Below are 20,673 nucleotides of genomic sequence, written 5' to 3'. Positions count from 1 at the left end.
CAAAGGCGTAGGGGTGTCCTACGGTTCCGTGTGCGCCGTGTCGGACGTGTCGCTGTCCATCGCGCCCGGCCTCACCGTGCTGTCCGGCCCGTCCGGCTCCGGCAAGTCGACCCTGCTGCGCGTGCTCTCGCTCGTCGAACGCCCGACGTCGGGCGAGGTGTTCGTGCGCGACGTGGCGACGTCCTCGCTGTCGTGGGCGGAGCTGCGGGCGTTGCGGCGCAAGGAGATCGCGGTCGTGTTCCAGAACCCCGCCGACAACCTGATCGCGCACCTGACGGTCGGCGAGAACCTGCGCGCCGCCGGTGCCGGCGACCACTCGCTGCTCGACACCCTCGGGCTGAGCGGATCGGCGACCTGGCGGATCGGCGCGTTGTCCGGCGGGCAGCAGCAGCGGCTCGCCTTCGGGTGCGCGCTGGCCCGCGGGGCTTCGGTCGTGGTGGCGGACGAACCGACGTCGCAGCTCGACGTGCGGTCGGCGGACCTGGTGCTGCAGACGCTGGCGTCGCTGCCCGTGCCGGCCGTGGTCGCCTCGCACGACCCGCGCCTGGTCGAGCTGGCCGACCTGTGCGTTCCGCTGGCCGCGTCGTGATCCAGGCCTGCGGGGTGCACCGCGCGTTCGGCGGCGTGGAGGTGCTGCGGGGCGTCGACCTGGCCGTCGGCGCCGGGGAGCTCGTCACGCTGAGCGGGCCCTCCGGGTCCGGCAAGACCGCCCTGCTGTCGCTGCTGTGCGGCTTCGACGTCCCGGACAGCGGGTCGGTGTCGCCCGGACCGGCGTCGTGGTCGGCGTGCGCGGTGCTGCCGCAGTCGCTGGGCCTCGCGTCCGAGCTGACGCTGGAGGAGAACGTGGCCCTGCCGCTGCGGCTGACCGGGCAGCCGGTGACCGGCGTCGCCGAGCTGCTGGCCGAGCTGGGGATCGGAGCGCTCGGGTCGCGGTTCCCCGCGCAGGTGTCGTTCGGGCAGCAGCAGCGGGCGGCGCTGGCCAGGGCCGTGATCGCCCGGCCAGCGGCCCTGCTCGCCGACGAGCCGACGGCCCACCTGGACGCCGCCAGCGCCGTGGCGGCGGTCGGGTTGCTGCGGCGGGTCGCCGACCAGGGCGCCGCGGTGCTGATCGCCACGCACCACGACGCGGTGCACGAGGCGGCCGACCGGGTGCTGGTGCTGGCCGACGGGCAGGTGCGCTGAACGGCCGTCCAGCGCACCCTCGTGCTCAGACCGCGGGTGGCCGGTCCTCGTACGGCGTGGAGAGCACGACCGTCGTCCTGGTGGACACGTTCGCCGACTCCCGGATCTTCTGCAGCAGCTCCTCCAGCGCCACCGGCGACGCCACCCGCACCCGCAGCACGTACGACGCGTCGCCCGCGACCGAGTAGCACGCCTCGATCTCCGGCAGGTGCTCCAGGCGCTTCGGGTAGTCGTCCGGCTCGGACGGGTTGATCGGGAAGAGCGAGATGAACGCGGACATCGGCAGGCCCACCTCGGCGCCGTCCAGGCGGGCCGCGTAGCCCTTCACGATGCCGCGCTGCTCCAGCCGCTTCACGCGCTGGTGCACCGCCGAGACGGACAGGCCCACCCGTTCGGCCAGGTCGGTGAAGCTGCACCGGCCGTCCGAGGCGAGTTCCTTCAGTATCGCTCTGTCGATCTGCTCGAGGGTCAAAGCACCACCAGTTCGTGAGGTCGGTTGTTGAAGGACTCCACGCCGTCCGCGGTGGCCACCACGATGTCCTCGATGCGGGCGCCCCAGCGGCCGGGCAGGTAGATGCCGGGCTCGACGCTGAAGGCCATGCCGGGTTCGAGGGGCAGGGCGTTGCCGCTGACGATGTAGGGCTCCTCGTGCACGTCCAGGCCGATGCCGTGGCCCGTGCGGTGGACGAAGTACTCGCCGAAGCCCGCGTCGGCGATCACCGAACGGGCGGCGGCGTCGACCTCCTCGCAGGTCACACCCGGCTGCACCGCGTCGACCGCGGCCTGCTGGGCCGCCTGCAGCACGGCGTAGGTGTCCCGCACGTCGTCGAAGGCCGGCTCGCCCATCACGTACGTGCGGGTGGAGTCGGAGTTGTAGCCCTCGGCGACCGGGCCGCCGATGTCGATGACCACGACGTCGCCCGCCTCGACGACGCGGTCGGAGTCGCGGTGGTGCGGCGAGGCGCCGTTCGGGCCGGAGCCCACGATCACGAAGTCGGCGACGGTGTGGCCCTCCTCGACGATCGCGACGGCGATGTCCCGGGCCACCTCGCGCTCGGTGCGGCCGACGCGCAGGAACTCGCCCATGCGCGCGTGGACGCGGTCGATCGCGGCACCGGCCTTGCGCAGCGCGTCGATCTCGGCGGCGTCCTTGCGCATCCGCAGCTCGCGCAGGATCGGCCCGGCGAGCGACTGCGGGCCGCCGACCGCGGCGCCGAGCTTGAGCGTGTGCAGGGCGGGCATCATGTCCGCCACGGCGACGCGCGAGCCCTTGAGCACGGCCTTGACCAGCGCGTACGGGTCCTCGCCGTCGACCCACGTGACGACCTCGACGCCCAGTTCTCCGGTCGGGATGCCCGCGTAGCCGGGCTGCTCCAGCTTCGGCACCACGAGTGTCGGTGTGCCGCCGACGGGCAGCGCGAGGCAGGTGAGGCGCTCGAACGAGTCGCCGCCGGCACCGATCAGGTACCGCAGGTCCGACCCGGGCGAGATGAGGAGGGCGTCGACGCCCGCCTGCTCGGCGGCCGCGGAGGCGCGGTCGAGTCGCGCACGCAGCGAGGACACGTCGATGGGCCCGGTGATCGTTGCCATGCCGGAAAGCCTAGTAGCTTGTCCACTCGTGAGCTCTCCCCTGGTGCTGCTCGACTCCGCGAGCCTCTACTTCCGGTCGTACTACGCGCTGCCGGACTCGATGACCGCGCCCGACGGCACGCCGGTGAACGCCGTGCGCGGGTTCGTCGACCAGATCGCGCGCGTCATCACCGACCGCGGCGCGGCCCGCCTGGTCGCGTGCCTCGACGCCGACTGGCGCCCCGAGTTCCGGGTGAAGGCGCTGCCGTCCTACAAGGCCCACCGCGTGGCCGAGGGCGCCACCGACGGCTCCGAGGAGGTCCCGGACACCCTCACACCGCAGATCCCGATCATCCTCGACGTCCTCGACGCGGCCGGCATCTGCACCGGCGAGGCCACGGGCTACGAGGCCGACGACGTCATCGGCGCGCTGGCCCACCACGAGCGCAAGTCGCCCGTCGAGGTCGTGACCGGCGACCGCGACATGTTCCAGGTCGTGCGCTTCGAGCCCACGCCCGTGCACGTCCTCTACGTCGGCCGCGGCTGGAACAAGGTCGAGATCCTCGGCCCGGAGGAACTGGCCGCCAAGTACTCGCTGCCCGTCGAGAACGCCGGCTCCGCCTACGCCGACATGGCCGTGCTGCGCGGCGACCCCTCCGACGGCCTGCCGGGCGTCGCGGGCATCGGCGAGAAGACCGCGGCGAAGCTCATCACCGAGTTCGGCTCGCTCGACGCCTTGATCGAGGCCGTGGGCGACCCGATGGACCGCAAGCTCACCACCAGGGCCCGCAACTCGCTCATCGCCGCCGAGGACTACCTGGCCGCCGCGCCCACGGTCGTGCGCACCGCGATCGACGCCCCGGTCGTGAAGGACCGCGACGACGAGGTGCCGCGCGTGCCCGCCGACCCCGAGCGGCTGCGCGAGCTCACGCAGCGCTGGGGCCTGGGCAGCTCGGTGCCGCGCCTGGTGAACGCGATGGAGCGGCGCGCCTAGAAGAACGTGCCGCACACCGGTTTCTGTGACACGGCGAACAACGCGTCCGCGTCCGCCAGACGGGTTCCCTCGATCCGTTGGGTCGCGGCGAGCTGCGAGAACGTCACGTCGCCGAGGTACACGGCCCCGAGCAGGTCCACCGGGATCGTGAGGTCGGGCTGCTCCTCGACCCGTTCCGCGCCATCGGGCGACACCCGGTAGGTGCCGGTGTTCGCGGGCAGCAGCTTGTCGTGCACCTCGACGACCACGGGCTCGGCGGTGCCGTAGGTGCGGGCGGACAGCATGTGCGGCACATCGACCAGGCGGAGCCAGATCTCGTCGAACACGTCCTTGGTGCGCACGACGCGCGGGTCCTCGAACAGCCAGCTCGACGCGTCGTCGAGCGGCACCTCGTTCTCCACGTGGTCGACCAGGTCCAGGCGCATCACGTAGATCCAGAGGTCGCGCCAGGCTTGCGGGGTCGCCCACTCGAAGTCCTCGACGGACAGCCGGTGCTGGAAGTCCTTCTCCGTGGCCACCTTGTAGGTGAGGAAACCGTCGTCGCCGTCCGGTCCACTGTGGACGACGGTGACGGAGTTCTCGGCCTCGGTCTTGCGGTCGCGCTGCCGCGCCCACCAGCCCGGCCAGCGGGAGATCTGTCCCGGCCGGCGCAGGCCGATCGCCTCGTGCAGCTCGGGCAACAGCTTGTCGGCGGTGTCCTGGTCGAGCATGCGGACGCGGCCGGTCGGGGTCCCGGGGATCACGGCCCGCTTGGCGTCGATCTCCAGCTTGCGCACACGGCCCGCCAGGCCGTAGCCGAACCGGCCGTAGATGCGGCCCTCGGAGGCGCGCAACGTCGCCACGGGGTCCGGCAGCGAGGAGAGCTGTTCGCGCATCAGGGCGGTGAGCACGCCACGGCGCGTGTAGTCGGCACGAACGCCCACGCGCGAGATGGCCGAGTGGGAAACCCTCGCGCCGCCGGGCACGACCAGCGACGAGCCGAAGGACTGGGTCGTGCCGACCATCTGATCGCCGTCGAACGCGGCGAGCGCGCGATCCGGCTCGTAGGACGGCAGGGTGACGGACCACTGCTCGTCGGTCGGCGCGCCCCAGTGCATCGCACGGCGGAAGAGCGTGTTGTGGGCGCGGTACTGCGCTTCGTCGGTGAGAACGCGGATGTCGGTCACGCCCGCGATCGTGACTCAGCACGACCGCAGGCGCACCTCAGTTTCCGCACGGAAAAGCCTCCCCCGGACGGCCGGGAGAGGCTTCTCGACTGCGCCGCGACGGTCAGCCGGTGGGCTGGCCGACCTCGTACTCGCCGTCCTCGGTCTTGACGACGATCTTGACCTTCTTGTCCTTGCCGCCGACCTGGACCTTGCACTCGAACGAGGTGTTGGGCTTGACCTCGTTCTCGCCGCTGCAGGTCGCGCTGCCGACGTCGGAGATCTTGTACTCGTCCTTCAGGATCTGGACGATGCCGTTCTGCACGGCGGTGTTGTCGAAGATCTTCTTCTTGAAGAACGCCGGCGACACGAACCCGGTGAACAGCACGCCGCCGACCAGCAGGACGACGACCACCGCGGCAACCCAGATGGCCGCGCTGGACTTCTTCTTCTGCGGCATCGGCGGGCCGTAGCCCGGCTGCTGGCCGTACGGGTTGGGCTGCTGCTGGCCGTACGGGTCCTGGTGCTGCTGCTGGCCCGGCATGCCGTACTGCTGGGTCTGCTGGCCGTACGGGTCCTGCGCGGGCGTGCCGTAGGGGTTCGACTGCGGCTGCTGTTGCTGCTGACCCGGCATGCCGTACTGCTGCGTCTGCTGCTGTGACGGATCGAAACCGGGGTACGGCTGCTGCTGCCCGGGCTGGGGCTGCTGCGGCTGGCCGTAGGGGTTCTGAGCCGGGAAGCCGCCGGACGGCGTGCCGGGAGGGAAGCCGCCACCGTAGGGCTGCTGCGGCTGTTGCGGCTGCTGGCCCCAGGGCTGCTGCGGATCGTTCCCTCCGGACGGTCCGTACGGGCTGCTCATCAGTCGACCTCCGTGTGTACGACGTTGCGGCGGAATCCAATCACACCGTTGACGTCAGTCTTTACTCCGACTCGCAAAACTCTCGTCAGGCGTCGTCTCATGTCGCGTCACATCATCGCCACAACACCGCGCCGCAGCGCGTCGACCGCCTTGGCTGCCGCCGAACCGACGGAGTCGCCTCGGCCGACCACCTCACGGATCTGGTCCAAAAGGTCGATCACCTGCCGGCACCAGCGCACGAAGTCGCCCGCGCCGAGCTCGTTGCCGCCCGCCTCGGCGGCGCTGAGCACCTTCTCGAGCGACTCGCCGCGCGCCCACCGGTACACCGGCCACGCGAAGCCGGGGTCGGGCTGGCGGGTGATGCGCTCGAGCTTGAGGCGGCGCTCGTCGTCCTCGATCTCCGCCCACAGCCGCACGGTCTTGAGCATCGAGTCGGCCACCGGCCCCTGCGGCAGCCGCGCCTCGACCGGGCCGTCCCTGCGCGCCTCGTAGACCAGCGACGACACGACGGCGGCGAGCTCCTCCGGCTTGAGGCCCTTCCACACGCCGTGGCGCAGGCACTCGGCGGCCAGCAGGTCGGACTCGCTGTAGAGCCTGGTCAGGCGCTTGCCGTCCTGCGTCACCTCGTCCGCCTCGGACAGGTAGCCGCGCTCCCGCAGCAGCGCCCGGATGCGGTCGAACTGGCGCGCCAGCGAGTGCGTGGTCGCCGCGACCTTGCGCTCCAGCTGCTCGGTCTCGGCCAGCAGCCGGTGGTAGCGCTCTCCCCACCGGGCGTGGTCCTCGCGCTGGTCGCACCCGTGGCACGGGTGCGAGCGCAGCGCCCGGCGCAGGGTGGCGAGCTCGGGGTCGTCGTCCGCGGTGGTCTGCCGGCGCCCGCGCGAGGGCACGCTGATGCCGGTGTTGCGGATCGTGGACGCGAGGTCGCGCCGCGACTTGGGCGAGCGCACGTCGACCTGCTTGGGCAGCCGGACGTGCCCGAGCACCTCGACCGGCGACGGGAAGTCGGCCGACGTCAGCCGCCCGGACCAGCGGTCCTCGGTGACGACCAGCGGACGCGCCTCCCCCAGCGGCTCGAGGCCGGGGTCGATGACGACCGCGAGGCCGCTGCGGCGACCGGACGGCACCGCGATCACGTCGCCCTTGCGCAGCCGCTCGAGCGACTTGGCGGTCTCGATGCGGCGCGCGTTGGTGTTCTGCTTCGCGAGCTGCTTCTCCCGGTCGGCGATGCGGCGCCGCAGCGACGCGTACTCGGTGAAGTCGCCGAGGTGGCACGTCATCGACTCGGAGTAGCCCGCCAGCGCGTCCTTGTTGCGCTCGATCCGGCGCGCGAGACCCACCACCGACCGGTCGGCCTGGAACTGCGCGAACGACTGCTCCAGGATCTCGCGCGCGGCGGAGGCCCCGAGCTGGTGCACGAGGTTGACCGCCATGTTGTAGCCGGGCCGGAACGACGACCGCAGCGGGTACGTGCGGGTGGACGCGAGGCCACCGACCGCCTTGGGGTCGATCCCCGGCTGCCAGACGACGACCGCGTGCCCCTCGACGTCGATGCCCCGGCGCCCGGCACGGCCCGTGAGCTGCGTGTACTCCCCCGGCGTGAGGTCGACGTGGGCCTCGCCGTTGTACTTCACGAGCTTCTCGAGCACGACCGTGCGCGCGGGCATGTTGATGCCCAGCGCGAGCGTCTCGGTCGCGAACACGACCTTGACGAGCCCCCGGACGAACAGCTCCTCGACGGTCTCCTTGAACGCGGGCAGCAGCCCGGCGTGGTGCGACGCGATACCGCGCTCCAGCGCCTCGCGCCACTCCCAGAACCCGAGCACCATGAGGTCGGCCTCGGGCAGGTCGCGCGTCTTCTCGTCGATGATCCGCCGGACCTGCTCGGTCTCCTCCGGCGTGTTGAGCCGCAACCCGGCCCGCGCGGTCTGCGCGACCGCCGCGTCACACCCCGCCCGGCTGAACACGAACACGATCGCGGGCAGCAGCGACGCGGCGTCGAGCCGCTGGATCATGTCGGTCCGCGACGGCGGCCGGTACCCGCTGTTGCGCCCCGCACGGGCGTTGTTCGCGTTGCGGTTGCGCCCCCGGCTGAACGGCACGTGGTAGCGCACCAGCTCCTCGGTCTTGCGCAGCACCTGCGCGTTGATCCGCGCGTGCGTCTCGTCGCCCTCGAACAGGTCGAGCATCTGGTTGCCCACCAGCACGTGCTGCCACAGCGGCACGGGCCGGTGCTCGTCGACGACGACGGCGGTGTCCCCGCGCACCTCGACCAGCCACTCGCCGAACTCCTCGGCGTTGCTGACCGTCGCGGACAGCCCGACCACCTGCACGTGCTCCGGCAAGTGCAGGATGACCTCCTCCCACACCGGCCCGCGGAACCGGTCGGCGAGGTAGTGCACCTCGTCCATGACGACGTACGCGAGTCCGTCCAGAGTGGACGAACCCGAGTACAGCATGTTGCGCAGCACCTCGGTCGTCATGACCACGACCGGCGCATTGCCGTTGACGCTCGTGTCCCCCGTCAGCAACCCGATGCTCTCGGCCCCGTACCGCGCGGTGAGGTCGGCGAACTTCTGGTTGGACAGGGCCTTGATCGGCGTCGTGTAGAAGCACTTGCGGCCCCCGGTGAGGGCCAGGTGCACGGCGAACTCGCCCACCACGGTCTTGCCGGCACCGGTGGGCGCGCAGACGAGCACCCCGTGACCGTCCTCCAGGGCCTCGCAGGCCTGGCGCTGGAACGGGTCCAGCTCGAACGAGATGACGGAGCCGAAGTCGGTCAGCTTGGGCCGCTGGGCGTTGCGCCTGGAGTGGGCGTAGGCCTCGGCCGGGGACCGCGAAGCACGTGACACCCCACCAGGCTGTCACATCACACCGACAATTGCCGTCGAGATAGATTAACTTCAACCAACACTGAAGCAATAGGCGGCGTTGGTCGCCCGGGGTCGGGCAAGAGCGCTGGTCAGGCGGCCGATGGCGGTGCGGGGAGGTGCGCGGTCGCCGGGTGTGGGCGGCGGGCGTGGGCACCTGACGACGGTCCGAACACGGGCGGCTGGTTGCGTGGGCCGGCCGGGCGGACGCGGGCTGTCCCGGGGGCGCGGGGCGGCAGGCACGCGGAGGTGGCAGCCACGCAGGCCGATGGGAGCGCGAGTCGCCACGGGCGCGGACCAGCGGAAGCCCGGGCTGGTATCAGTGCGAGCCGCCGAGGCGCGGGCCGCCGGGACGCGAGCCGCCGGGGCCCAGGCCAGCGGGACGCGGGCCAGCGAAGACCCAGGCCAGCGGGAGCGCAGGCCAGCGGGACGCGGGCCAGCGGGACCCAGGCCCAGGCCAGCGGGACGCGGGCCGACAGAGGCCCAGGCCAGCGGGAGCGCGGCCCGGCGGAGGCCCAGGCCAGCGGGACAAGGGCCAGCGGAGGCCCAGGCTGGTGCGGCGCGGGCTCGCGAGGCGTGAACCGGCTGGGCGGGGCGTGCCCGGGGTGTGGACCGTCGGGAGCATGCACCCGCACGGGGTGCGAGCCGTCGACCCGGCCCGCACCCCGGACGAGCGGTCAGAACGTGCGCTGCACCCGGTCGGCCACCAGCTTCACGAACCGGGACGGGTCCCCGAGCTCCCCGCCCTCGGCCAGCAGCGCGAGCCCGTAGACCAGCTCCGCCGTGTCGGCGAGCGACTCGCGCTCACCGCTCGCGAACGCCGCGTGCAGCCCCTCCACCAGCGGGTGCGACGGGTTCAGCTCCAGGATCCGCTTGATCTTCGGCAGCTCCTGCCCCATCGCCTTGTACATCTTCTCCAGCGTGGGGGTGATGTCGTGCGCGTCGCCGACCACGCAGGCGGGCGAGGTGGTCAGGCGCGACGAGAGCCGCACCTCCTTGACGTCCTCGGTCAGCTGCTCCTTCATCCACGTGAGCAGGTCGGCGAACTCGGTGGCCTTCTCCGCGGCCGCCGACTTCTCCTCGTCGGTCTCCAGGTCCACCTGCCCCTTGGCGACGGACTGGAACGTCTTGCCGTCGTAGGACGGCACCGAGTCGACCCACATCTCGTCGATCGTGTCGGTGAGGATCAGCACCTCGTAGCCCTTGGCGCGCAACGCCTCCATGTGCGGCGAGTTCTCCACGGCCACCCGCGAGTCGCCCGTCATGAAGTAGATGTGCTCCTGGCCCTCCTTCATCCGCGACACGTACTCGGCGAGCGTCGTGGGGGCGGAGTCGGAGTGCGTCGAGGCGAACGAGCAGACGTCGAGGATCGCGTCGCGGTTGTCGTGGTCGGAGAGCAGGCCCTCCTTGAGCGCCGCGCCGACCTCGCCCCAGAACTTCGCGTAGTCGTCCGGGCGGGCGGTCATCAGCGACTTGACCGACGACAGCACCTTCTTCACCAGGCGGCGGCGCATCAGCTGGATCTGGCGGTCCTGCTGCAGGATCTCGCGGGACACGTTCAGCGACAGGTCCGCCGCGTCGACGACGCCCTTCACGAAGCGCAGGTACTCGGGCATCAGCTCGGCGCAGTCGTCCATGATGAAGACGCGCTTCACGTAGAGCTGCACGCCGCGCTTGGCGTCGCGCATGAACAGGTCGAGCGGCGCCTGCGCGGGCAGGAACAGCAGCGCCTGGTACTCGAACGTGCCCTCCGCCTGCATGCGGATGGTCTCGAGCGGCGCGTTCCAGTCGTGGCTGACGTGCCGGTAGAACTCGGCGTACTCCTCCTCCGTCACCTCCGACGCCGGCCGCGCCCACAGCGCCTTGCGGGAGTTGACGTCCTCGCCGCCCAGCCGCACGGGCCAGGTGATGAAGTCCGAGTAGCGCTTGACGATCTCGCGGATCTTCGCCGGCTCGGTGTAGTCGGGCAGCTTGTCCTCGTCGTCGGACGGCTTGAGGTGCAGCGTGACCGCGGTGCCCTGCGGCGCGTCGTCGACGTCCTCGATCGTGTAGGTCGCCTCACCCGTGGACTCCCAGCGCACGCCCTTCTCGGCGTGCGGGTGCTTCGTCACGAGGGTGACCTTGTCGGCCACCATGAACGACGAGTAGAAGCCGATGCCGAACTGGCCGATCAGGTCGGACGAGGACGACTGCTGTTCCTTGAGCTGCTTGAGGAACTCGGCCGTGCCGGACTTCGCGATCGTGCCGATGAGCCGCACGACGTCCTCGCGGGTCATGCCGATGCCGTTGTCGCGCACGGTCAGCGTGCGCTCGGACGGGTCGGACTCGATCACGATGTGCAGGTCGTCGACGTCGACCTGCATGTCCTTGTCGCGGAACGACTCCAGCCGCAGCTTGTCCAACGCGTCGGAAGCGTTGGACACCAGCTCGCGCAGGAACGTGTCCTTGTTCGAGTAGATCGAGTGGATCATCAGCTGCAGCAGCTGGCGCGCCTCGGACTGGAACTCGAGCGTTTCCATACATCCCCACCGAAAGAACAGAAGCGGAACGAACAGCCCACTAATTTAGCGACCCACCACGGTGAGCGCGCCGGGGACCGTGCGAACGGAGACGGGCAGCGCCTCCTGCCGTTCACCGTCGGCGTAGGCGATCCAGCCGTTACCGCCGGACAACGCGACCTCGCGCGCGCGGAACGTCCGCACCGCCGGGTGCTCGGTGTGCTTGCCCGTGCGCAACGTCGGCAGCATGCGCGCGAGCGCCGAGCGGCTGCCGCCCTCCACGACCGTCACGTCGAACAGCCCGTCGGAAGCGTCGGCACCAGGGCAGACGGGGATGCCGCCGCCGTAGTTCGGTGTGTTGCCCACGGCCACGAGGGTGGCGTCGAGCGACAATGTGCCGGACTCCGTCGTCACCAGCAGCGGCGCCGACCTCAGCGACGCCAGCTCGGCCAGGATCGCGAGGTCGTAGCGGCGCGGACCGGCGGGCCAGCGCATCGCGTTGGCCCGCTCGTTCACCGCGGAGTCGAACCCCGCGCAGAGCACCGTCGCGAACCACCGGCCCGTCGACAACCGGCCCAGGTCGAGGGTCTTGCGGGTGCCGTGGACGACGTCCTCGACCGACCGCGACCCGATCGCCGCCGCCAGGTCGTTGCCGGTGCCCGCCGGGACCACGCCCAGCGCGGTCGGAGTGCCCGCGCACGCCTGGAGGCCCAGGTGGGCGGCACCGTCACCGCCCAGCACGACCAGCAGGTCGACCCCGTCGGCGACGGCGTCGCGGGCCATCGCCAGCGTGCCCGCGGCGTCGTGCGCGACGAGCTGCGTCAGCGACGAGACGTGCGGGCGCAGCGCCGCGGCGGTCGACCCGGCCATCCGGGCCGCCCGGCCCTTGCCCGACGCGGGGCAGACCAGCAGGGCTGCCCGCGTCACGTGGCGTCGTCGTAGTTCACGCGCTTCGGGGGCTCCGCGGCGAGGGACTTCTCACCGGGGGCGTTGCCGTCGGCGTCGGAGGCGACGTAGTCGAACGGCGCCGCCTCGTTGTCGTCGAGCGAGTCCCAGCCCTCGGCGGCGCGCAGCCTGGCCTTGCGCTTGTCGTGGACGCGGGCGATCTGGATCGCCATCTCGAACAGCAGCGACAGGGCGAGCGCGAGCACCACCATCGAGATCGGGTCGGTGCCCGGCGTCGCGATCGCGGCGAAGACGAACAGGCCCATCAGCAGGCCCCGCCGCCACTTCGCCAGCTTCTCGTAGGAGATGACGCCCGCGCGGTTGAGCATCACGACCAGCAGCGGCAGCTCGAAGCTCACGCCGAAGATGAACAGCATCGTGATGACGAACGAGACGTACTTGCCACCGGTGAGGGCGGTGATGAACTCGTCGCCACCGAAGCTGATCAGCACCTGGAGGCCTTCCGGCACCACCAGGTAGGCGAGCACCGCGCCGGCGGCGAACAGGATCGCCGCGAAGAACACGAAGGTGCGCGCGAACTTGCGCTCCTTCAGGTAGAGGCCGGGCGTGATGAAGGCCCAGAACTGGTAAAGCCAGAACGGGCTGAGCAGCACCGCACCGGCCGCGGTCCCCACCTGCAGCCGGATCATGAAGGCCTCGAACGGCTCGGTCTGCAGGAGCTTGCAGCCGGTCTCACCGGGGAACTGCACGCGGTAGGGCGCGAGGTCCGGCTGGCAGTACGGAGCCGTCATGATCTCGCCGAGCGACGGGACCGGGCCCAGCCTGACGCCGAACCAGATGAAGCCGAAGACGGCGCCGATCGTGACGAACAACATCGCCAGGGCGAGCCGGTGCCTCAGCTCGTACAGGTGTTCTTTGAGCGACATCGTGCCGTCGGGGTTGCCCCGACGGCGCCTGCCGCGCTCCCGGCGTTCAGCGAACCACCGGAACGGACTTGCCACCTCGCCGACCGTCCTTACGAGTCAGGGACCGGGAGGTCAGTTGTTGGCGGCCTTGTTCTGCGTGGTCTGCTCGATGGGAGGCGCGACCTGCGGCTGCTGCACGACGGGCGGCTGCGGCTGGGCCGGCGGGAGCTGCTGCACCGGCTGCTGCTGAACGGGCTGCTGGACCGGCTGCTGGGCGGTCGCGTCGTCCGCGGCGTCGTGGTCGCGCAGGCCCTTGGTCTCGGCCTTGAAGATCTTCGCCGACCGGCCGAGCGACCGGGCCATGTCAGGGAGCTTCTTCGCACCGAACAGCAAGATGATCACCACTGCGATGATGATCAGCTCGGTGGGTCCGAGGTTAGGCATTGCTGGTCCTCCCGTCTCCCCCGCCACGACGATCGTACGCGGGGTTCGCCCTGGTCTGGGCGGGTTCCTTGCGCCGCCTGCCGGCGAAGGCCACCGTCAGCGCCGCCCTGCGCGCCTTGAGCAAGCCGACCCGGTCGCCGACCCTGTCCCCCACCAGAGTGCGGGCGCGGGCGAATCGGCGCAAGGATCGGATGACTCGGACCGCGATCACGAGGACCACGACCAGGCCGAGCGCGATCAGCGCCCAGGTCGGTGTAGACGGCACGTTCACACGGTATACGGCTCAGGTGGACAGCAGGTGATCTGCCCGGCGCAAGGCCTCCTCCGCCTGCCGGCGCACCTGCACCGCGAGCTCCTGCGGCTGCTCGACGTGCACGTCCCCGCCGAGCCCGAGGAGCAGGCGGACCATCCACGACGGGTCGTCGTAGCGCATGAGGACGCGGGTGCGGCCGTCGGAGAGCTCCGCGGCGTGGTCCACCGGGTAGTACTCCGCGACCCAGTGCGCGTCCGGTTCGAGCAGAAGGACCGCGATCTTCTGATCGTCCCTCGGCTGGAACAAACCCTCCGATGTATCGGTCTGCTGGGCGTGCGGCGGGGGCGACGACGGCTCGTCGAGCGCCTCGACGTGGTCGATCCGGTCGAGCCGGAACAACCGCACGCCGAGTGCCGAGCGGCACCAGGCCTCCAGGTAGCCGCGGCCCTCCAGGAGCAGCAGGCGCATCGGGTCGACGACACGGTCGCTGATCGCGTCGTGCGACTGCGAGTAGTAGCGGATGCGCACGGCGCGTTCGCGCTTCACGGCGTCCTGGACGGCGGCACGGATCTCCGCGGTCTCCTCGCGTTCGAACGCGCCGAGCCCGACCACCATGCCCGCGGGCTGGGCCTTCCCCACCGCGGCCTCGATCTTCGCGAGCGCCCGCTGCACGGCGTCGGTGTCCACGACGCCGGGCGTGTCCGCCAGCGCCCTGAGCGCGACCAGCAGCGACGCCGCCTCGGCCGCGGTCAGCCGCAGCGGCCGGTTCATGCCCGCGTCGAACGAGACGGTGATCGTCTCGCCCTCGAAGGACAGGTCGATGAGGTCGCCGGGCCCGTAGCCGGGCAGGCCGCACATCCACAGCAGCTCGAGGTCCTTGCGCAGCTGCTTCGGCGTGATGCCGAAGTCGGCCGCGGCCTCCTTGATGGTGATGGCGGGGCGGGTGAGCAGGTACGGCACGAGTGCGAGCAGGCGCGGCAGCCGTTCGTTCGACGCGGTCACCGCGCTCCTTCCAGTGCGCCCTGCAGGCGGTCGCGGACCGATTTGGCGAGGACCTCGGGTTCGAGCACCACGACGTCCGGCCCGAACCCGGCGAGCCACTTGGCCGCGGAGTCGGGGAACTTCAGGTCGATCTCGACGACGTCGCCGCCGTCGCGCTCCTCGACCACCTTCGCGTGCCGGCGGACGCCCAGCGCCCGGTTCTTGGCGACCCAGATGCGCGCAGGCGCCGTCTGGTGCGGGTCGGCCTGCGTGCGCGCGATGAGGCTCATCAGGTCGGTGCCCTCGGGCACCTTCACGACCCCCGGCTTGCCCACGGGCTTCACGGTGCCCACGACGCGCGAGAGGCGGAAGCAGCGGGTGTCCTCGCGGTCGCGGTCCCAGCCGACGAGGTACCAGCGGCCGCGCCACGCGACCACGCCCCACGGCTCGACCGTGCGGTCCTTGTGGCCACCGGGCGGCGGCTTGCGGTACCCGAAGGTCACGACCTGACCGGCCTGCACGGCCTGCAGCAGCGGCGGGAACGCGGGCTCGTTGGCCCGCACCTTGGGCTCGACGGCGGCGGGAGCGTCCTGGTCGACGTCCACCCCGGCGGCCCGCAGCTTGATCAGCGCGCCGTGCACGGCCCCCGTGAGCTGCGGCGAGTCCCACAGCCGGGCGGCCAGCGCGACGGCGGCGGCCTCGTCGGGTTCGAGGTCGATGTCGCCGAGCTCGTAGTCGCGCCGGGCGATCCGGTAGCCGTCCTCCGCTCCCTCGGCGTTGGACTGCCTGCCGGTCTCGAGCGGCACGCCGAGGTCGCGCAGCTCGGACTTGTCCCGTTCGAACATTCGGAAGAACGCCTCGTCCGTGGGGGCTTCGTGATAGCCCGGGACGATGGCGCGGATGCGCTCCGCTGTCAGGTACTGACGGGTCGACAGCAGGCACAACACCAGGTTGACGAGGCGTTCGGCGCGTGCGATGGCCACGGACAAACCCTAACGCTTGCGCGCACGGATCCCTCATCACCACCTGTCGTGAACGGTCCGTTCAGAACAACGTCCGCAGTTCGCGCACGAGTTCGGCGGGTGCCTCCTCGGCCATGTGGTGCCCGCAGTCGATGGACCGGACCCGCACGTCCCCGGCCCACTCGGCCCAGATCCCGGGCAGGTCCTCGTACAGGTCGCCGAGGTCGTCCTTGGCCGACCACAGCGCGAGCACGGGGCAGGAGATCCTGCGTCCCCTGGCGCGGTCCTCGTCGTCGTGGACGCGGTCGACCTCGAGCCCGGCGCGGTAGTCGCCGCACATGGCGTGCACCGTCTCGGGGTCGTGGATGGCGCGCTGGTAGTCGGCCCAGTTCTCCACCCCCATCGCGAGCGGCGTGTCGCGGTAGCGCCGGCCGTACCACAGCTCGGGGTTCTGGCTGATCATCGGCGCGGCGATCTCCTGCTGCGCCAGGAAGAACCAGTGGTACCAGGCCTGGGCGAACCGGGCGTCGGCCCGCTGCAGGTGGGCGCCGACGGGCAGGCCGTCGAGGACGGCGAGGTGGGTGACGCGGTCCGGGTGGTCGAGCGCGAGCCGGATGGCGGCCGCGGCGCCCCGGTCGTGCCCGACGACGGCGAACCGCTCGTGCCCGAGATCGCGCATCAGGTTCACGAAGTCGCGCGCCATGGCGCGTTTCGAGTAGTCACCGGGTTTGCTGGACTCGCCGTACCCGCGCAGATCGGGGCACACGACGGTGTGGTCGTCGGCGAGCAGCGGCGCGACGCGGTGCCAGGTCGTGTGGGTCCGGGGGTGGCCGTGCAGAAGGAGAACCGGCGGCCCTGCCCCGCCGGTCCTCACTCGCAGCACGGCCTCGCCAACGTCCCTGCGACGCAACGAGAATCCCTCGAACACCTGCTACGGCTACCCCGCTCGGAAGTGGCCGACACGTCCTATTTCGCCGCAGGGCCGCGCGGCGTTACCGACGCCGGGAAAAACTTCCGGTCAGGTCCGGCCGGCCCGGCCCCGCTCCCCCGCCGCCCAGCAGGTGCGCCCGGCGCAGTCGACGGTGTCGAAGCTGCCGGTGTCCGCGACCTGCCAGGTGCGGCCGTCGCGACTGGTGTCCGTTCCGGACGGTCCGACCGCGACCAGCGAGTCGCCCCGGTAGGCGATCCCGGACCGGTACCCGACCGGCGCCGAGGTGCCCGCCTTCCAGCCGCGCCCGTCGCTGGTGGCGAACGCCGGCGTCGGGTCCGTCGGCTTCAGGTAGTCGCCGCCGATCGCCACACCGCGCCACGGCGTCCGGAACGCCACCGCGAACACCCCGGCCGCCTCACCACTGGGCAGAGGTGTCTCGGAGGCCGTCCACGACCTGCCGCCGTCCCGCGACTCCAGCACCCGTGCCTTCGCCCCGCCGCCGGTGGCGATCCACGCGTGGTTGCCGCTCGTCGTCACGCACTGGCCACTCGCCGCGAACGCGAACTCGCCCGGCAACGCGTCGGGCATGCCCTTGGTGTCGTTGACGTGCCACGACCGACCGCCGTCCCACGTCCTGAGGACCCGGAACTTGCCGTCCACGGGGTCGCTCAGCGCCAAGCCGCGGAACGGGTCGAAGAACGCCACGCAGTCGTAGAACGCCTTCGGGTCGGTGTTGCGGAACGACTCACGCCACGTCTTCCCGCCGTCGGACGTGCGGTAGATGCGCGACGACTCGCCCTCGCCGATCGACAACGCCACGGCGGTGCGCGCGTCGAACGCCTCGATGTCGCGGAAGTCCAGCGCCTCGGTGCCGGGCGGCGCCACGGACTCCCACGACCGGCCGCCGTTCGTCGTGCGCAGGACGGTGCCCTTCGAGCCGCTGGCCCACGCGACCTGCGCGCTGACCGCGGACAGCCCGCGCAGCCGCGCGTCCGTGCCGGTCGGCTTCAGCTCCCAGTAGGGGTCCGAGGCCGCAGCGACCCCGGGCAGAACCAGTAGAGCGGCGAGTGCCGCCGCGATGATCCTCATGCGACGGCACTCTGCCACTTCTCACAACGCTGCTACAGCGACGCGATGAGCCGTTCCACGCGCTCGTCCACCGCGCGGAACGGGTCCTTGCACAGCACCGTGCGCTGCGCCTGGTCGTTCAGCTTCAGGTGCACCCAGTCGACGGTGAAGTCGCGGCCGGCGGCCTGCGCGGCGGCGATGAAGTCACCGCGCAGCTTGGCCCTGGTGGTCTGCGGCGGGGTGTCCTTCGCGGCCTCGATCTCGCCGTCGTCGGTCACCCGCTCGACCTGGCCCTTGCGCTGCAGCAGGTCGAACACGCCCCGGCCGCGGCGGATGTCGTGGTAGGCGAGGTCGAGCTGGGCGATGCGCGGGTTCGACAGGTCCATGCCGTGCTTGGCCATGTACCGCTCCATCAGGCGGTTCTTGATGGCCCAGTCGATCTCGCGGTCGATCTTCGACAGGTCCTGCGACTCGACGGCGTCGAGCGTGCGGCCCCACAGCTCGAGGACGCGCTGCGCCATCGGGTCGGGCGAACGCTTCGCGACGTGCTCGACAGCCTTCTCGTAGTACTCGCGCTGGATGTCGAGGGCGGAGGCCTCCTTGCCGCCCGCCAGGCGCACCGTGCGGCGGCCCGTCAGGTCGTGGGAGATCTCGCGGATCGCGCGGATCGGGTTGTCCAGCGAGAAGTCCCGGAACTGGACGCCCTGCTCGATCATCTCCAGCACCAGGTTCGCGCTGCCCACCTTGAGCAGCGTCGTCACCTCGGACATGTTCGAGTCGCCGACGATGACGTGCAGGCGCCGGTAGCGCTCGGCGTCGGCGTGCGGCTCGTCGCGGGTGTTGATGATGGGGCGCGACCGCGTGGTGGCGGACGACACGCCCTCCCAGATGTGCTCGGCGCGCTGCGAGAGGCAGTACACGGCGCCGCGCGGCGTCTGCAGCACCTTGCCCGCGCCGCAGATCAGCTGGCGGGTGACCAGGAACGGCAGCAGGACGTCCGCGATGCGCGAGAACTCGCCGGCCCGCGCGACGAGGTAGTTCTCGTGGCAGCCGTAGGAGTTGCCCGCGGAGTCGGTGTTGTTCTTGAACAGGAAGATGTCGCCGCCGATGCCCTCGTCGGCCAGTCTGCGCTCGGCGTCGACGAGCAGGTCCTCGAGGATCCGCTCACCCGCCTTGTCGTGCGTGACGAGCTGGGCCAGGTCGTCGCACTCGGCCGTGGCGTACTCCGGGTGGGAGCCGACGTCCAGGTAGAGCCGGGAGCCGTTGCGCAGGAAGACGTTGGAGGAACGCCCCCAGGACACGACCCGGCGGAACAGGTACCGCGCGACCTCGTCCGGGGACAGACGACGCTGCCCGTGGAAGGTGCACGTCACCCCGAACTCTGTCTCAATGCCGAAGATCCGCCGCTGCATAGGACAACAGTAGGCGACTCGCAGGCGGAGCAGGGTGATCCGTTCGGGCGGCACGCCGGTTGCGGTTTAGTGTCATCAGGGTGTGGAAACGGGTCAGCGCTCTCGACAAGAAGCTCATGGGCTCCTCTGCCGGACTGCCTCCGAGCAGGCTCGACAGGGGTTTGAAGAGGCTTTCGAAAGCCGCCAACCACAGCGTGCTGTGGTTCGTCATCGCGGCGGTCCTGGCCACGGGGAAGGGTCCGTTCCGGCGTGGTGCGATGCGGGGTCTCGCGGCCATCGCCGGGGCCTCTGCCAGCGCGAACCTGGTCGGGAAGTCCCTCTTCCCGCGCCGCAGGCCCGCGGCGGACCTGCTCGCGATGGACCGCCGCCTGTCCAAACGGCCGACTTCTTCGTCCTTTCCCTCCGGGCACTCCGCTTCAGCCGCCGCATTCGCCACCGCGGTGGCGCTGGAATCGCCCGGAGCAGGCGTCGTGGTGGCACCGATCGCGGCCGCCGTCGCCTATTCACGCGTGCACACGGGCGTTCATTGGCCCTCCGACGTCGCGGCCGGAGCGGCCGTGGGCGTCGGCGCCGCGTTCCTGACCCGCCGCTGGTGGCCGCTCGGCCTCAACGAGCCCGCGTCGGCCTACGAGCACGCCGACCTGACCTCGCTGCAGGACGGCGAGGGCCTGGTCGTCGTCGTGAACCCGCACTCCGGGATCGGCCCCGACCCGACGCCGCAGATCGTCGAGGAGTGGCCGAAGGCGCAGGTCGTGGCCATCGAGGAGCTGGCCGACCTGCCCGACGCGAAGGCGCTGGGCGTGGCGGGCGGCGACGGCACGGTGGCCGCGGTGGCCGCGATCGCCGCCGAACGCGACCTGCCGATGGTCCTCATCCCGTCCGGCACGCTGAACCACTTCGCGCGCGACGTGGGCATCACCGGCCTGCACGACACGGCGCAGGCGGTGGCGGACGGCGTGGGCGTGCGCGTCGACCTCGCCCAGGTCAACGGCCAGTGGTTCGTGAACACGGCGTCGCTGGGCGGCTACCCGGACATGGTCCGCATCCGGGAGAAGCTCGAGAAGCGCTGGGGCAAGTGGCCCGCCGCGGGGCTGGCGCTGTTCCGCGTGCTGCAGCGCGCCAAGCCGCTCGACATCACGATCGACGGCGACCACCACCTCGTGTGGCTGCTGTTCGTGGGCAACGGCCCGTACCGGCCGAAGGGCTTCGCGCCGACGATGCGCCCGCGCCTGGACGACGGCCTGCTCGACGTGCGGTTCGTCCGCGCGGACCGGCGCTACTCGCGGACCAGGTTCTTCCTGGGCGCCCTGCTCGGTGCCCTGGAGCACTCGCGGATGTACAAGCACTTCGAGGTGGCGTCGCTGAACGTCGAGGTGCACGGCCCGCCCATCTCGATCGCCACCGACGGCGAGGTGCGGGAACGGGGCAACACCTTCCAGTTCCGGTCGCGGGCGGCGGCCCTGGGCATCTACCGCCCCTAGCCCAGCGCGAGGGCGCGTTCCACGAGGTGCTCGGCCAGGCCGGGATCGCAGTGGAACGCGCTGCGCCGGCGCCAGCGGGTTCTGCGGGCAGGCGTCGTCGTGCCCGGTCGCCTGCGGCAGCGCCACCAGCCGGGCCGGCAGCTCGGCACCGCACGCGGCCGGCCGCGTGCGGTGCGGCCGCAGGAACGCGTCCCGGACGAGCCGCACCACCGCCGC

Annotated in this window: 19 protein-coding genes; 4 read left to right on the top strand and 15 right to left on the bottom strand. The window is 71.3% G+C overall.

Annotated features, from left to right (window positions below; genetic code table 11):
• Nucleotides 1–13: 13 nt before the first annotated feature.
• Entirely contained in the window at nucleotides 14–589 is a 576-nt protein-coding gene (locus ACFWGZ_RS08415; protein WP_382450813.1) for an ABC transporter ATP-binding protein, read from the top strand.
• Nucleotides 565–1,182 carry an ABC transporter ATP-binding protein gene (locus tag ACFWGZ_RS08410; protein ID WP_382450812.1) on the top strand — a complete coding sequence of 206 codons (618 nt, stop codon included), beginning with the start codon at nucleotides 565–567 and terminating at the stop codon, nucleotides 1,180–1,182. Before ACFWGZ_RS08415 ends, ACFWGZ_RS08410 begins: the two co-directional genes overlap by 25 nt.
• Nucleotides 1,183–1,207: 25 nt before the next feature.
• Here the strand turns inward: ACFWGZ_RS08410 and ACFWGZ_RS08405 are convergent, their stop codons facing one another.
• Nucleotides 1,208–1,654, bottom strand: a complete 447-nt coding sequence (locus ACFWGZ_RS08405; protein ID WP_329793000.1) for an Lrp/AsnC family transcriptional regulator — start codon at nucleotides 1,652–1,654, stop codon at nucleotides 1,208–1,210.
• Nucleotides 1,651–2,772, bottom strand: a complete 1,122-nt coding sequence (locus ACFWGZ_RS08400) for a M24 family metallopeptidase (RefSeq protein ID WP_382450811.1) — start codon at nucleotides 2,770–2,772, stop codon at nucleotides 1,651–1,653. Before ACFWGZ_RS08400 ends, ACFWGZ_RS08405 begins: the two co-directional genes overlap by 4 nt.
• Nucleotides 2,773–2,800: 28 nt before the next feature.
• Here ACFWGZ_RS08400 and ACFWGZ_RS08395 point away from each other — a divergent pair, with 28 nt between their 5' ends.
• A complete protein-coding gene (locus ACFWGZ_RS08395) occupies nucleotides 2,801–3,745 on the top strand; it encodes a 5'-3' exonuclease H3TH domain-containing protein (RefSeq protein WP_382450810.1) in 945 nt (314 codons plus the stop codon).
• On the opposite strand, the gene ACFWGZ_RS08390 is transcribed toward ACFWGZ_RS08395, so the two are convergent.
• From ACFWGZ_RS08390 to pafA, 13 genes are all read right to left on the bottom strand, one after another.
• A complete protein-coding gene (locus ACFWGZ_RS08390; RefSeq protein WP_382450809.1) occupies nucleotides 3,742–4,911 on the bottom strand; it encodes a GNAT family N-acetyltransferase in 1,170 nt (389 codons plus the stop codon). The two genes, ACFWGZ_RS08395 and ACFWGZ_RS08390, sit on opposite strands and share 4 nt — an antisense overlap.
• 103 nt (nucleotides 4,912–5,014) lie before the next feature.
• Entirely contained in the window at nucleotides 5,015–5,749 is a 735-nt protein-coding gene (locus ACFWGZ_RS08385; protein WP_382450808.1) for a DUF4333 domain-containing protein, read from the bottom strand.
• Nucleotides 5,750–5,856: 107 nt separating this feature from the next.
• Nucleotides 5,857–8,598, bottom strand: a complete 2,742-nt coding sequence (locus ACFWGZ_RS08380; protein WP_382450807.1) for a DEAD/DEAH box helicase — start codon at nucleotides 8,596–8,598, stop codon at nucleotides 5,857–5,859.
• A 695-nt stretch (nucleotides 8,599–9,293) separates the two neighbouring features.
• On the bottom strand, nucleotides 9,294–11,135 hold the full coding sequence (gene htpG, locus ACFWGZ_RS08375; protein WP_382450806.1) for a molecular chaperone HtpG: 1,842 nt from the start codon (nucleotides 11,133–11,135) through the stop codon (nucleotides 9,294–9,296).
• A gap of 45 nt (nucleotides 11,136–11,180) precedes the next feature.
• Nucleotides 11,181–12,041 (bottom strand): diacylglycerol/lipid kinase family protein, encoded by an 861-nt coding sequence (locus tag ACFWGZ_RS08370; protein ID WP_382450805.1) that lies wholly within the window; start codon nucleotides 12,039–12,041, stop codon nucleotides 11,181–11,183.
• A complete protein-coding gene (gene tatC, locus ACFWGZ_RS08365; protein ID WP_382450843.1) occupies nucleotides 12,038–12,946 on the bottom strand; it encodes a twin-arginine translocase subunit TatC in 909 nt (302 codons plus the stop codon). Before tatC ends, ACFWGZ_RS08370 begins: the two co-directional genes overlap by 4 nt.
• A 111-nt stretch (nucleotides 12,947–13,057) precedes the next feature.
• Nucleotides 13,058–13,369 (bottom strand): Sec-independent protein translocase subunit TatA, encoded by a 312-nt coding sequence (tatA, locus tag ACFWGZ_RS08360; protein WP_382450804.1) that lies wholly within the window; start codon nucleotides 13,367–13,369, stop codon nucleotides 13,058–13,060.
• Nucleotides 13,362–13,634 (bottom strand): bacteriophage holin, encoded by a 273-nt coding sequence (locus tag ACFWGZ_RS08355; RefSeq protein WP_382450803.1) that lies wholly within the window; start codon nucleotides 13,632–13,634, stop codon nucleotides 13,362–13,364. Before ACFWGZ_RS08355 ends, tatA begins: the two co-directional genes overlap by 8 nt.
• 18 nt (nucleotides 13,635–13,652) lie before the next feature.
• Nucleotides 13,653–14,624, bottom strand: coding sequence for a helix-turn-helix transcriptional regulator (locus tag ACFWGZ_RS08350; protein WP_382450802.1), 972 nt, complete (start codon nucleotides 14,622–14,624; stop codon nucleotides 13,653–13,655).
• A complete protein-coding gene (locus ACFWGZ_RS08345) occupies nucleotides 14,621–15,586 on the bottom strand; it encodes a helix-turn-helix transcriptional regulator (protein ID WP_382450801.1) in 966 nt (321 codons plus the stop codon). Before ACFWGZ_RS08345 ends, ACFWGZ_RS08350 begins: the two co-directional genes overlap by 4 nt.
• Nucleotides 15,587–15,647: 61 nt before the next feature.
• Complete coding sequence (locus ACFWGZ_RS08340) at nucleotides 15,648–16,448, bottom strand: alpha/beta fold hydrolase (RefSeq protein ID WP_382450800.1); 801 nt, start codon at nucleotides 16,446–16,448, stop codon at nucleotides 15,648–15,650.
• A 135-nt stretch (nucleotides 16,449–16,583) separates the two neighbouring features.
• Nucleotides 16,584–17,585, bottom strand: coding sequence for a WD40/YVTN/BNR-like repeat-containing protein (locus tag ACFWGZ_RS08335; protein ID WP_382450799.1), 1,002 nt, complete (start codon nucleotides 17,583–17,585; stop codon nucleotides 16,584–16,586).
• A 32-nt stretch (nucleotides 17,586–17,617) separates the two neighbouring features.
• Nucleotides 17,618–18,976 carry a Pup--protein ligase gene (gene pafA, locus ACFWGZ_RS08330; RefSeq protein WP_382450798.1) on the bottom strand — a complete coding sequence of 453 codons (1,359 nt, stop codon included), beginning with the start codon at nucleotides 18,974–18,976 and terminating at the stop codon, nucleotides 17,618–17,620.
• Between the two features lie 116 nt (nucleotides 18,977–19,092).
• Between pafA and ACFWGZ_RS08325 the strand changes: the two genes are divergently transcribed.
• A complete protein-coding gene (locus ACFWGZ_RS08325) occupies nucleotides 19,093–20,457 on the top strand; it encodes a bifunctional phosphatase PAP2/diacylglycerol kinase family protein (protein ID WP_382450842.1) in 1,365 nt (454 codons plus the stop codon).
• The last annotated feature ends 216 nt before the right edge of the window (nucleotides 20,458–20,673 follow it).

Source organism: Lentzea sp. NPDC060358, assembly GCF_042725365.1.
Lineage (GTDB): Bacteria > Actinomycetota > Actinomycetes > Mycobacteriales > Pseudonocardiaceae > Lentzea.
The sequence above is the reverse complement of the archived record's forward strand: the minus strand, read 5'-3'. Positions and strand labels throughout refer to the sequence as shown.

Coding starts and splice junctions, on each gene's coding strand:
- ACFWGZ_RS08385 (WP_382450808.1), bottom strand. CDS start 5,749: ATGAGCAGCCCGTACGGACCGTCCGGAGGGAACGATCCGCAGCAGCCC.
- ACFWGZ_RS08325 (WP_382450842.1), top strand. CDS start 19,093: ATGGGCTCCTCTGCCGGACTGCCTCCGAGCAGGCTCGACAGGGGTTTG.
- ACFWGZ_RS08335 (WP_382450799.1), bottom strand. CDS start 17,585: ATGAGGATCATCGCGGCGGCACTCGCCGCTCTACTGGTTCTGCCCGGG.
- pafA (WP_382450798.1), bottom strand. CDS start 18,976: ATGCAGCGGCGGATCTTCGGCATTGAGACAGAGTTCGGGGTGACGTGC.
- tatC (WP_382450843.1), bottom strand. CDS start 12,946: ATGTCGCTCAAAGAACACCTGTACGAGCTGAGGCACCGGCTCGCCCTG.
- ACFWGZ_RS08400 (WP_382450811.1), bottom strand. CDS start 2,772: ATGGCAACGATCACCGGGCCCATCGACGTGTCCTCGCTGCGTGCGCGA.
- tatA (WP_382450804.1), bottom strand. CDS start 13,369: ATGCCTAACCTCGGACCCACCGAGCTGATCATCATCGCAGTGGTGATC.
- htpG (WP_382450806.1), bottom strand. CDS start 11,135: ATGGAAACGCTCGAGTTCCAGTCCGAGGCGCGCCAGCTGCTGCAGCTG.